Origin of the sequence: Sulfuricurvum sp., assembly GCF_036279695.1 — a bacterium.
Classification (GTDB): domain Bacteria; phylum Campylobacterota; class Campylobacteria; order Campylobacterales; family Sulfurimonadaceae; genus Sulfuricurvum.
Genome location: NZ_DASUIQ010000085.1, coordinates 34,189 through 46,661, shown reverse-complemented (window position 1 = coordinate 46,661; position 12,473 = coordinate 34,189). Strand labels below are relative to the sequence as shown.

At 45.3% G+C, this 12,473-nt stretch carries 9 protein-coding genes; 5 read left to right on the top strand and 4 right to left on the bottom strand.

Annotation, left to right across the window (positions count from 1 at the left end; translation table 11 throughout):
• Positions 1 to 7: 7 nt before the first annotated feature.
• The 3 genes from VFW36_RS08570 to ccsA all read left to right on the top strand — a co-directional run bounded on the left by VFW36_RS08570 (position 8) and on the right by ccsA (position 5,158).
• Complete coding sequence (locus VFW36_RS08570) at positions 8 to 577, top strand: YqiA/YcfP family alpha/beta fold hydrolase (RefSeq protein ID WP_329658394.1); 570 nt, start codon at positions 8 to 10, stop codon at positions 575 to 577.
• A 26-nt stretch (positions 578 to 603) separates the two neighbouring features.
• Positions 604 to 1,956: an NADP-specific glutamate dehydrogenase gene (gene gdhA, locus VFW36_RS08565; RefSeq protein ID WP_329658393.1), complete on the top strand. Its 1,353-nt coding sequence runs from the start codon at positions 604 to 606 to the stop codon at positions 1,954 to 1,956.
• A gap of 73 nt (positions 1,957 to 2,029) precedes the next feature.
• Complete coding sequence (gene ccsA, locus VFW36_RS08560; RefSeq protein ID WP_329658392.1) at positions 2,030 to 5,158, top strand: cytochrome c biogenesis protein; 3,129 nt, start codon at positions 2,030 to 2,032, stop codon at positions 5,156 to 5,158.
• A gap of 73 nt (positions 5,159 to 5,231) precedes the next feature.
• Here the strand turns inward: ccsA and dnaJ are convergent, their stop codons facing one another.
• Complete coding sequence (gene dnaJ / locus VFW36_RS08555) at positions 5,232 to 6,347, bottom strand: molecular chaperone DnaJ (protein WP_329658391.1); 1,116 nt, start codon at positions 6,345 to 6,347, stop codon at positions 5,232 to 5,234.
• A 116-nt stretch (positions 6,348 to 6,463) separates the two neighbouring features.
• Between dnaJ and recR the strand changes: the two genes are divergently transcribed.
• Positions 6,464 to 7,033 carry a recombination mediator RecR gene (gene recR / locus VFW36_RS08550; RefSeq protein WP_329658390.1) on the top strand — a complete coding sequence of 190 codons (570 nt, stop codon included), beginning with the start codon at positions 6,464 to 6,466 and terminating at the stop codon, positions 7,031 to 7,033.
• 56 nt (positions 7,034 to 7,089) lie between these two features.
• Positions 7,090 to 8,037: an HD-GYP domain-containing protein gene (locus VFW36_RS08545; protein WP_329658389.1), complete on the top strand. Its 948-nt coding sequence runs from the start codon at positions 7,090 to 7,092 to the stop codon at positions 8,035 to 8,037.
• Positions 8,038 to 8,040: 3 nt separating this feature from the next.
• Here VFW36_RS08545 and VFW36_RS08540 read toward each other — a convergent pair whose 3' ends face one another.
• The 3 genes from VFW36_RS08540 to VFW36_RS08530 all read right to left on the bottom strand — a co-directional run bounded on the left by VFW36_RS08540 (position 8,041) and on the right by VFW36_RS08530 (position 12,423).
• On the bottom strand, positions 8,041 to 9,702 hold the full coding sequence (locus VFW36_RS08540; protein WP_329658388.1) for a potassium channel family protein: 1,662 nt from the start codon (positions 9,700 to 9,702) through the stop codon (positions 8,041 to 8,043).
• An 11-nt stretch (positions 9,703 to 9,713) separates the two neighbouring features.
• Positions 9,714 to 10,091: a DUF6394 family protein gene (locus tag VFW36_RS08535; RefSeq protein WP_329658387.1), complete on the bottom strand. Its 378-nt coding sequence runs from the start codon at positions 10,089 to 10,091 to the stop codon at positions 9,714 to 9,716.
• A 124-nt stretch (positions 10,092 to 10,215) separates the two neighbouring features.
• The gene (locus VFW36_RS08530) at positions 10,216 to 12,423 is read right to left on the bottom strand and encodes a multiheme c-type cytochrome (protein ID WP_329658386.1); all 2,208 of its coding nucleotides are present in this window, start codon (positions 12,421 to 12,423) and stop codon (positions 10,216 to 10,218) included.
• Positions 12,424 to 12,473: the final 50 nt, after the last annotated feature.

Genomic DNA, 12,473 nt, shown 5'->3' with positions numbered 1-12,473 from the left:
GGTAAAAATGATTATCTACATTCACGGATTTGGAAGTCATGGAAACGGTTCAAAAGCGATAGCACTTCGTGACTACTGCAAGGCACATGCTATCCCGTTCATCGCCCCATCCTTGTCGACGATCCCCGATTTGGCGATCCAAACGGTCTCAGAGCTGATTGAAGCGTTTCAACGATTTGAAAACGTCTCTTTGGTCGGTTCTTCGTTGGGAGGATATTACGCGATGTACCTTTCTCACAAATACAATATTCCGTGTGTCTTGATCAATCCTGCCGTTTACTCCTATAAAACGCTCCAAAGAGCGCTCGGTACTTCTCCCAATTTCTATGATCAAAGCACCTATGAATGGACAATCACCCATTTGGATATGCTCAAACAATACGATGTTGAATCATATCAAGGTGAAAATGCTCTGTTAATGGTTCAAACCGGAGATGAAGTGCTGGACTATGCCGAAGCGGTAGCAAAATTGCCGAAAGCCCAAATGACAATAGAAGAGGGCGGTGATCACGGGTTCAAAGGGGTGGAGCGCCACTTCGATAAAATCGCTGAGTTTTTAAATAGACCCAATCATTAAAACTATACTTTAGTTAGGAGATCATCATGGTCGAAAAAATTTTAGCCAATCTCGAAAAATCCAACTGTGTCAGCGACGATACTTTTTTACAGGCGGTAAGCGAAGTCCTTACCTCCCTCGAACCGATCGTCAAAAGCGACTCACGCTATGAACAGTTCGCCATTTTGGAGCGTCTCATCACTCCTGATAGGATCATCCAGTTCAAAGTCCAATGGCTCGATGACAACAACAACGTCCATATCAACAACGGCTACCGTATCCAGTTTAATAACTCTCTAGGACCCTACAAAGGGGGGCTTCGTTTTCATCCCAGCGTCACGACGGGGGTACTCAAATTTTTGGCATTCGAGCAGATTTTTAAAAACTCTCTGACGGGACTGCCTATCGGCGGAGCCAAAGGGGGAAGTGATTTCGATCCCAAAGGGAAAAGCGATTTTGAGATTATGCGATTTTGCCGTGCCTTTATGCGTGAACTTTACCCTTATATCGGTGCTCGCGTTGATGTTCCTGCAGGAGACATCGGGGTAGGTTCCAGAGAGATCGGCTATCTATTCGGGGAGTACAAACGGATTACTCATCAATATGACGGCGTTCTCAGCGGAAAACCTTATGCATTCGGGGGATCGTTGATGCGTCCTCAGGCAACGGGGTACGGCGTGGTCTATTTCGCCCGAGAAATGCTAAAAGAGGAACTCCAAGAGTCATTAGAAGGGAAAATCTGCACGGTGAGTGGTGCGGGAAACGTTGCGATTCATACGATCGAAAAACTGCAAGAGCTCGGCGCGATTGTCGTAACATGCAGTGACAGCGACGGAACGATATTTGATCCTAACGGTATCGATTTGACACTTTTACGTCATCTTAAAGAGAAGGGGAAACGGCTATCTCTCTCAGAATACAAGAATACCCATCAACACGCTATCTATACCCAAAAGTCAGATTATCCCTCCAATGCTCATGCTCTATGGCAAATACCGTGTTTTGCGGCGTTTCCGTGCGCAACCCAAAACGAACTGACTCTTCTTGATGCCCAAAAGCTAATCGAAAACGGATGCGTAGCCGTCGTAGAGGGGGCGAATATGCCTACACTCCCAGACGCTATAGAACTCCTACAGCGTGAAGGGGTTCTCTTTTCTCCGGGGAAAGCGTCCAATGCGGGAGGGGTTGCGGTGAGTGAGTTTGAGATGAGCCAAAACGCCTCAATGGAAAAATGGGATTTTGATAAAGTGGATCGCAAGCTTGATGAATTGATGCGTCAAATTTATAAGCGTGTTGCATTGACTGCCAAAGAGTACGGTGTGGAGCGAAATTTTGTTGACGGTGCCAATATCGCCGCTTTTAAACGGATAGCGGAAGCAATGTTGCTTGAAGGTGTATGAGTATTAATTTTTAATTAACAAACATTTACCGAACACCCACTACAATAGCGAATATTTTTCAAATAGGTTAACCATGAACAAAGTTCTCTCACTGCTCGGCTCCATGAAAACCATGGCAGCTTTAATGCTCGTTTTTGCCGTCTCCATCGGCTATGCTACGTTTCTCGAAAACGATTACGGCGCGATGTCTGCGAAAGCAGATATTTATAATGCACGTTGGTTTGAAATCCTCCTCGCATTATTGGCGATCAATCTGACGCTCAATATCATCAACTTCAATATGGCTCGCAAAGGTAAATGGCTTGTTTTTACCTTCCATGCCGCTTTTTTGATTATCCTCATCGGTGCGGCGGTTACCCGCTATATCGGTTATGAGGGTACTATGCACATCCGCGAAGGGGAAAGTAGCGATATTTTGGTCAGTTCCGAGCCCTATGTCTCGTTCAATGTGCTCAAAGACGGAAAAAGCTATCCCTTTAAAGAGGTACTGTACCTCTCCAAACGTACATCGAACCATTATGAACGCGAGTTGGTCGTTAATGGAGAGACGATCAAAGTAAAACTCGATAGCTATATGGGGGATGCGAGCTATGAAGCAGCTGCTGACCCAAAAGGCAATCCGCTCTTTAATCTGATGGTTACGGGTGCAGCTGGAGCGCAGCAAGTCGCTCTAAAACACGGTGAGTTTGTTGAAGCCAATGATTTGGTTATCGATTTCGATTCCAACAAAACGTTTGATAAACCGGTTGTTTCTCTGAGTGTTGAGGGGGATAAAGCGTATATGACTACACCGACCGCTTTGGCAACTCTCAGCATGGATACTCAAGAGAGTGCATCTTTGAATGCCGGCAAACACGAACTGACCAAACGTACTTTGTTCCAAAGTCCGCAAAGCGGATTCGTATTACGAGAATTTTTCCCAAAAGCTTCAATGAAACTGGTCTCTGCTTCGACCAAAGAGAAAAAAGGGCCTATGATGCAGCAAAATGCACAAGATGCCCTAACACTTAGTTTCCTCAGCGGTGATAACAAAGCGACTGAAGTCGTCTTGGGTTCAGGAGGCAGTGTCGGTGAAGCGAAAAAAGTAACCTTGGGTAATACCGTTATCGAGGCTTCGTATGGCTCAATCGAGCGCAAACTCCCTTTTGCCATCGCTCTGCGCGATTTTGAACTAGAGCGCTATCCTGGTTCTATGTCACCGGCATCGTATGCGAGTGAAGTGACCGTCCTCGATCCTGCCAATCAAGAAAAATTTGATTTTAGGATCTACATGAACCATATTTTAGATTATGAAGGGTACCGATTTTTCCAATCATCGTTTGACCAAGATGAGCTCGGTACGATTCTCTCCGTCAACCATGATCCGGGAACATTGATTACTTATATCGGATACCTACTGCTCGCTATCGGGATGTTTGGAGTGTTGATCGTGAAAAACGGCCGTTTTGCCGCTTTGGGTGATAAACTCAAATCGATTAAAGCCAAAAGTACCGTTGCGGCTCTAGCTGTCGTTTTCTTAGCAATGTTCAATTCAACCAACGCTATCGCTTCGGATGAAGCTAACCCTGTTATTCAAACGGCAAAAGCTTTCGATAAAGCCCATGCCGATAAATTCGGTCATCTCATCGTCCAAGATGCAAGCGGTCGTATGAAACCGCTCGATACGCTCAGCCATGAGATCTTGGCGAAGCTCAACCGCAATGACCATTTTTTAGGGCTAAATTCGAATCAAGTAATTTTAGGGATGATGCTCCGTCCCGATGCGTGGCGTGAAATTGCTATTATTCGTACCGGTGACAAAGAGATTAATAAATTGATCGGTCTACCGGAAGATGCAAAAACAGCTGCATTTTCACAATTTTTTCAAGCACCGGATGAGATCAGCGGTTACAAACTAGAAAAACTGATTGATGAAGCGAATCGAAAAGCTCCTGGGAAACGCGGTAAATTCGATAAAGCGCTCTTGCAGGTAGATGAACGGGTTAATGTCGCCTATATGGTCTATACCGGTTCATTAGTACGCATGTGGCCGAAGCCTAACGATAAAAACCACAAATGGGATGCAACCATCGAAGCGTTGCAGACATTGGACCCAAAAGAGGGTGAAATAGTCCGCCTTCTCGCCGTGAGCTATTTCGGGTCAGTCGATGAAGCGATGAAAAGCGGTGATTGGTCCAAAGCCGATGAAGCGTTGGCGCGAATCGATAAATACCAACGTTTTGTAGGTGCGAGTGTTTATCCGAATGAGATGAAAAGCAAAGTCGAAATTTTCTACAACAAATCGAATATTTTCGAGCAGCTCTGGCCACTTTACTTCGTGGTGGGATTCACACTACTTATTTTATCGTTTATCAAAATCATCAAACCGACCTTCCGTGAGGAGTGGTTGAGCAAAGTCTCATTCGGCCTTCTGGTTCTTTTCTTTGCCGCACACACGGCAGGGCTTATCATGCGCTGGTACATCTCTGGGCACGCACCGTGGTCAAACGGCTATGAATCGATGATTTATATCGGTTGGGCGAGCGTCTTGGCAGGATTTATCTTCTCACGCCGCTCGGTCATGACGATGGCGGCAACGGCGATTATGACGGGACTTATCCTCTTTGTTGCCCATCTCAACTGGATGGACCCGCAGGTGACGAACCTTGTTCCGGTTCTCCAATCGTATTGGTTGGCAATCCACGTTGCGATGATTACGGCAAGTTACGGGTTCATTGGACTGGGAGCATTGCTTGGGATGATTACCCTCATCCTCTTTATCCTCAAAAAGCCTTCAAATGAAACACGCCTCAATCTGGCGATCAAAGAGATGAATGCGATCAACGAGATGAGTCTTTTGATCGGTTTGGTTCTTCTCACAGTCGGAAACTTCCTCGGTGGAGTATGGGCAAATGAGAGTTGGGGACGCTACTGGGGATGGGACCCGAAAGAGACGTGGGCACTCGTTACCATTTTGGTCTATGCGGTGGTTATCCACTTGCGCATGATCAAAGGAGCATACAGCGATTATATCTTCAGCGTTGTATCGCTCCTCGCATTTACGTCAGTATTGATGACCTATTTCGGGGTAAACTATTATCTAGGCGGTATGCACTCGTATGCAAAAGGGGATCCGATTCCGGTACCTGATTTCGTACCGTGGACGTATGCCGTAATCGCAATCATTATTGCGATGGCGTATCCGAAAAGAAGTACGAAGTAGAATTTCTTCTCATCCCGAACTAGATTCGGGATCCATTCATCTTAGATTCCGTATCACGTACGGAATGACGAATTTATTTAAACCATCCCTTTACTTTTTCAAATGTCGATTCAAACATCGACTCATGCGGCTTGGATTCGATACCGAAACTCTCTTGGAGCTTTTGGAGCAACTCCTCTTGCGTTGAGTTGAGACGGTGAGGGTAGGTGAGGTGGATTTGAGCGATCAAATCCCCTTTGCCACGTCCGTGAACATCAGCGACCCCCTCATTTCTAAAACGATACTGCTGGCCGTCTTTGGTTCCCGTTTCGAGTTCTAACGTCAATTCACCGTTCAATGAAGGGATAGTGATGTTTTCTCCGAGTACCGCTTGAGTAAAGAAAACCGGAACTTCGAGGTAGATGTCATTTCCGTTACGGATAAAGTGGCTGTCCTCTTCCACTTCAAACGTCACATACATATCGCCTCTCACGCCGCTTTTACCGGTGTTACCGCGTCCTGAAACACGCAAGCGGTTCCCCGTATCGATTCCGGCAGGTATTTTGATCGTGACGCTCTCTTTGGTCTCTGTGAAGCTTTTTCCTTTACAATCACCGCATTTCTCGCTCGCCATTGTCCCCTCGCCGTGACATGCAGGGCAGGTTTGAGAAAATGTCATAAACCCTTGACGAACATACACTTGTCCTTTGCCGCCGCATTGGCTACAACTGGTTACTTTGCCGTCTTTGGCTCCGGTTCCTTTACAGCTTTTGCATGAGTTTTTCGTCGTAAACGTGACCTCTTTTTCGCATCCGAAAACCGCTTCTTTGAAGCTGACACGCATCTCCACACCCATATCGAGCGGGAATTTGTCCGCTGACGCGCGCGATTGACGGCGTCCGCCCCCCGCGAAACCGTTAAACATCTCTTCGAAAATAGAGCCTAAATCATCAAAACCGCCGCTTGAGCGTCGTCCGCCGCCCCCTTGCAGTCCCTCTTTGCCGTAACGATCATAGATTGAGCGTTGCTGATCGTCGCTGAGAACCTGATAGGCTTCGTTGCAGAGTTTGAACTTATGTTCTGCACTTTCATCATTCGGATTACGATCTGGATGATAGAGTTTCGCCATTTTGCGGTAGGCTTTTTTGATCTCGTCCCCGCTGGCACTTTTACTGACCTCTAAAATCTCATAATAACTCAAATTTTCCACGCAGTAACTCCAAAAACATATTTTTTTGCAATTATACCATGTCAAAAAGAGTGTTAGCTTAATTGAGCCGTTAAGACTAAACTATTTGTGGTACGACCTTTGCTACAATATCGATTATGAAACGATCACTTGAAAAATTTAACCGCCTAGTCGATGCTCTGCAGCAGCTCCCCGCTATAGGACAAAAGTCCGCGACCCGTTTAGCCTACCACATGGTGATGCATGATAGTTTCGGCGCACTCAAACTCGCCCATGCTATCGAAAATGCGATCACCTCCTTGAAAAAATGCCGATCCTGCGGCGGACTGAGCGAAGATGAACTCTGTTCGATTTGCAGTGATGAGAGACGAAACCACGAGATCCTCTGTATCGTCGAGAACGCCAAAGATATTTTGACGTTCGAAGAGAACGCTCTTTTTGACGGTCGCTATTTCGTCCTAGAGTCGATCGAAGAACTCGATATTTCCCATCTTCGCGGGGTCATTCAAAGCGGTATAAAAGAGGTGATTTTTGCCCTCACCCCCTCTATCGCCAACCAAGGGGTGATGCTTTATATCGAAGATAAGCTGATCGATTGCGATGTCAGATTCAGCCGCATCGCGCAGGGAGTTCCGACAGGAGTAAGTTTGGAGAACGTCGATATTCTCTCTCTAACCAAAGCTATGGAAGATCGGGTAAGTATTTAATTTAATTGTTAGAATATAACATTTAATTATTAGAACATAAAAATGTACAATTTTTTATGACTAAAGTAATACGTTATAAATCAATTGATAAACGGGTTATCACTGAGGGTGAAAAGATCGACTTCACCATCTATCTTCCGGATGAAACCAAAACATCCATGACCCTTTTACTACAAAGCGACAGTGTTGTCGATGGTAATAGTAAAATCCGCTTACGTGAAGTAGAACGTCTCTATATCAATGACGAAGACAGCCTCCGCTATGAAGCATACGTCCAAAAGCATATCCAATCCATTGCACGTGCCGAAGATATTCCGATCGAGAGCAAAGCGCTCATCATTTATGAGCGGGCGACTTCCGTTATCAACGATATGTTTCATAATCCGGAATCGTTGGAGATCGTTCAAAACACCCAGCCGCTGGTAAATACGATGGTAGAAGTGATCTTGCGTGACAGCAGTGCGATCGAATCCCTCATGAAAATCACAGCCCACGACTACTACACCCATACCCATTCACTCAATGTCAGTATTTATGCCCTCAGTCTCGGAAATCAAATGGGGATTGCAGAGAAAGATCTAGAGGTTTTGGGAATGGCGGCAATGCTCCATGACATCGGAAAGAGTAAAATCGATTACGATATTATCAACAAAAACGGGAAACTCACCGAAGAAGAATTTGAGACGATGAAAGCGCATCCACACATAGGTCATGAAATTGCCCTCAAATTAGGGATCAAGGATAAAAGAATATTATCCGGTATTCGTCACCACCACGAAAAACTCAACGGAAGAGGGTATCCCGATCGGATCAACAGGATGGGAATATCGCAATTTGCACGCATTATTGCCGTATGTGACGTGTTTGATGCATTAACGACCAAACGATCCTATAAAAATCCGATGAGTTCATTCGAGGCGATCAAACTGATGAAAGAGTCGATGAGTGAGCATTTGGACATGAGCATCGTCCAATCATTGATTTTAATGCTTCATAAAAAATAGCATTTATGAAAAATGGAGAAACTTAGATCGACGCGCTTCAACACCGTGAACAACGTAATAGAGTTCGTAATAGTGATTTACAATCGTTTGGAATTGATCCAAACTCGGACGGGTCGTAGCAAATAATATATGATCATTCGGCTGAAACAGTGTAGTTTCATCAGGAAGCAAAATAAACTCGCCGTTGGAGCGTTCCAACCCTAAAATAACGATTGCCAGATCGACGCCGTTACGGTAGGGATTACGAAGCAACTGTGCGATACTTACCGATCCTTCAGACAAATATCGGCTAAGTGCATACATGTGGTGCTCGTCTATACGCATCTCAATCAGAGCAGGGCGTTTATTGACCTTATTTGTAATCATCAACAACGTATCGACAAACATCTCATGGCTTTGTATAGAAATCTCATCGATAAATTTGAATGTCATCGGTCTATCGATGTAGTTGTAGCCATCCAGAGCGGCGATTTGATCGAGAACGAAGATCTTGTCAACTCTGAGATTACTAAAAAGACTTCTCTCTTCGAGCTCATTTTCCCGTACAATAGCAAAAATATCGGGATTAAGAGTGCGCGCCGTAGCGATGATCGAAAGATTGATCGCATCGTCATTGGTTCCCGCGATAATACAGGCCGCATCCATTATCCCCGCTTGAATAAAGAAATCTTGATCCGAAGAAACTTTTTCATGGGTATCTTTGTTAATATCCAAATAGGTGTATTCAATCTGGTTGTTATCGAGGGTATTTTGAAGTGTTTTACCGAAACGACCTTTTGCACATACGATGTATTTCCCCTCAGGGAGAATATCGCTTTTGCTGACATGGAGATTTCCCCCCTGAACCCAGCTAAGAAGATTAAAGAGATACGGAGAACGGAGTGCGAAATCGATCCGCTTGGCAATGATAGAAAAAGCATCAATGACATGGTTGACACCTATATTCGCCAGATTTTCTCCCCCATGCTTTATGCCGGAACGGGCAATAATACGAAGGTTTTGGTTCAGAATACGTGCTCGAACGGAGATTTTCAAGTTGAGTTGATCATCATCGAAAAGGGTAACGAGGAATTTGCAGTGAGGGGATTCAATCCCTGATGATTTAAGGACTTCGGTCATGGAAGCATCCGCGACGATAGCCGGAATAGAGGGGAGGTACATTTCACTTTGTAACGCTTCGATTTTTTCGATGCTTTTATCGATGACGATGATCCGATAAAGGTTATCTTTGTTGAGCTTATCGATCAGTAGTTTCCCCGCATCGGTGTAGCCGCAGATAATGATGAAATCTTGCCCTAAATGATGAACTCTCCTCCGAAAGTTATTCATTTTAATCGCCGTGGTAAAGGTTTTTTCCTGCAACAATGCGATGATCGAACCCAATGCATAGATCCAAGCCGGTACGGTAGCATAAATGGTAAGCAGTACGACAATACGTTGCGGATAGCTAAATGCGTAAGGAATTTCTCCGAATCCGATCGTTGTAGCGGTATATCCGACAATATACATCGCATCAAAAAAGCTGAGATAATGAGGCTGACCGTTATCTCCGGTTCCCGGAACGAGAGTGAGAAGAATTACCGGGAAAGCATGCGCTAGATTGAGAATAATGAGGGGGGTCCTCATTTTTCGTAAAAAAAGCCAAATGGTCGATTCGTTACTCATCGATCAGGATGTCAGCGTTTAAGTAAAAGGGTTTCACCGACAAAGAGGGTGACGGAAATGATGTTGGCGACCAGAGCACCGGCGGCTAAAGAGACTACGATGGTAAAAAGTTCTACATTCATAACTCCGGTCATATTGACGATTCCCCAAAACGATGCGGCCGCAATGAGTTGAAGATCCGCCACAAAGCTGGTAGCAAGAAGAACGGAACCTGTTTGGGTTTTATCTCCCAATTTCATAATCGTAGCGATAATGTTGACGGTAATAGCGGCAACCAACTCATAGACACTGTGATACGCGATGACATCAAAATCACCGTATACAAAACCGAAATTCAGGGTAAGTGCAAGGATAATAAAAAAACCGGAGATAACTTTTTCAGAGTTCATAATGCCTCTTTTTTTATTTTATTGTACTTGATTTTTGCTTTAAACTTTAAATGTATGAGACTGAAGAGTTGGGGTAGAGGATCATCACGGCAATCTACCGTGATGATATAGGAGAAGCTAAGAGTTAATCACCGTTAGGTCCGTTATGGCAATCATAACAGGTGACTTTTTGTCCTGCTGCATAGGTTTTTGTTTTTCCATCGACACTCAGCGTACGAGCCGCCCATGTTTTAGAGAGAACACTCCCTCTGTAATCCGATCCGTGACATGCGGTACAGCTTGCTTTGTTACTTTCAGCTACTTTTTTATGCGCACTTACTGCCGTCTGTCCGACCGCATGCATACCGTGTGGTCCACCGGAGAAATTGGTAGGAGCCGTAGTATGACAAGTAGAACACTCTGCAATCGTTCCGGTGTGACCTTGAAGCGCTATACTTTGAACATTGTCGTTCGCATGAGAACTCGGGTATTCAGCGTGAGTTGAACCGTGGCACGCTTCACACTGTAGATTTCCATGTCCTTTGCTGAATCGATAGAGCGATTTCCCGCTCATCGGGGAATTGGCGTTGGTCGCAAAACGCTGATCTACAACCGTACGTAATGTACTTCCGCTAGAAAAAACCGACGTAAATCGTGTGAAGTTAGCCGTAGATGATCCGTTACGGTCATGACATTGTTGACAATTAGGTTGATCCAACCATCCCTCACGCCCTGTTGCACCGACGGTACTCATACTGCCGTGACAACTTTGACAATCGATTGCATTTGAACCGTTTGCTTTTTTGGCGTTACCCATAGTACCTCGCAGACATTTGGTCACTGAGCCCGGATGGCATTTGTAACACGAGTCTCGATTTGTACTGTTGTTCATCGACATACCGGTTGTCGGATCAGTTACATTCGCATGTTTGCTGTGCAGTGCTTCGGTCAGAGGTTTGATGCCTGCTTTCAATCCGGTACCTAGTGCATTGGATTTATGACATGATGCACACAATATCGGCTGTCCCGCATCCGCATTGGCTAATAACGTTGACCCATTTTTATACGTCCCTGCCATACCGCCATCGGCAATCGCATTCGGATGTTTCTCATCATGAAGTTTCAGGATATTTTGCTTCCAATCTTTTTCCAACGTAGCATTGTTGACCCATCCTGCTGAGGGTTTTGCCGCCGCAACACTGTTAGAAGCATGACACGTTGTACAACTCATCTCATCCGAAACCGGTAATACCACTTTGGTCGTTGCCAATATCGTACCTGCGGCATTTTTTGCAACCACTTTGACCATCGGATAGTAGTTTTTAACCCCTTTGTCATCATACGGAGTGACCGGAATACCTTCGGCTTCCCACCATCCGTTGGCACTGTTGTAGGTCATCCCTGCAGGTGTCAAATTCGGTGTCGGGTTAGAGGTTCCGCCGGACATATTAAGCCCTTTATCCGCTGCAGGAGAAGCACCGAACAATGATAAAACCCATGTCCAAAAATTGGTTTTTGTTTTACTCGTCGTATTGATCGATCCGGTGGTATCGGCAACCGCTTCATAGGTTATGGTTACACCGCTCGTAATATTTTTACCGCTCGTAGCTGTTTTGTTGATTAGATGGGCGTGTAGGTTATTGTAGGGAGGGAGGATACTAAAGACCGAATAGTCTTTGCCGTCTACGCAGTGCATACCCAAATCATTCCATGCCACAAGGGTGTAATTCCCGCTAGCGGTTCCACTGCCTGTACCCGTTCCTGTTCCGGTAGATGGAGGCGTATACCCTTTGTCTTTGTTCGAGTCATCGTCTTTATGTTGCTCAAAATGAGAACGTGCAGATAGCTTATCAACACTATACGCCGTTTTACCGATAGCGCCTAATACGTCATCATCCGTGGTTGAAACTTTGTCAAGATCTACACGCGTTTGTGTTTTCAGCGTCTCTCTTACGGCTGAATCGATTGTAATCCCGTTGTTGGCATCACCGTCACTGTCCAATGTTTGAAGTGTCTGAAGGATACGAACGACTTTTGCATCCCCCGTATCCGTCGTATTGACTATATCCAATGGAGTCACTTTTCCATTTTTAGGTGCCGCTGTACCGATATACACATTACCGACATGAAAGGTAACCGACTCTCCCTCTTTATAGGTAAAGTTACCGTTTGCATCGGTTATACCGTTTTGAGTGGCACTTTCAAATTCCAACCCCGATACGGCGGCATCGATAAAGGTAGCGGTAGAAACACCCGCTGCCGCACTACCGCTGCCGCCACCGCCGCCACCGCATCCCGTGAGGATGAATGCCGCAGTTACTACTGATGAAACCAGTCCAATTGCTTGACGCATATTGACTCCTTTTCTTGATATTTCTCCGTTATGGTAAACTACGATTGTGA

Excerpts from the sequence above, each read along its gene's own strand:
- VFW36_RS08570 (WP_329658394.1), top strand. The coding sequence starts at position 8 with ATGATTATCTACATTCACGGATTTGGAAGTCATGGAAACGGTTCAAAA.
- gdhA (WP_329658393.1), top strand. The coding sequence starts at position 604 with ATGGTCGAAAAAATTTTAGCCAATCTCGAAAAATCCAACTGTGTCAGC.
- ccsA (WP_329658392.1), top strand. The coding sequence starts at position 2,030 with ATGAACAAAGTTCTCTCACTGCTCGGCTCCATGAAAACCATGGCAGCT.
- recR (WP_329658390.1), top strand. The coding sequence starts at position 6,464 with ATGAAACGATCACTTGAAAAATTTAACCGCCTAGTCGATGCTCTGCAG.
- VFW36_RS08545 (WP_329658389.1), top strand. The coding sequence starts at position 7,090 with ATGACTAAAGTAATACGTTATAAATCAATTGATAAACGGGTTATCACT.
- VFW36_RS08540 (WP_329658388.1), bottom strand. The coding sequence starts at position 9,702 with ATGAGTAACGAATCGACCATTTGGCTTTTTTTACGAAAAATGAGGACC.
- VFW36_RS08535 (WP_329658387.1), bottom strand. The coding sequence starts at position 10,091 with ATGAACTCTGAAAAAGTTATCTCCGGTTTTTTTATTATCCTTGCACTT.
- VFW36_RS08530 (WP_329658386.1), bottom strand. The coding sequence starts at position 12,423 with ATGCGTCAAGCAATTGGACTGGTTTCATCAGTAGTAACTGCGGCATTC.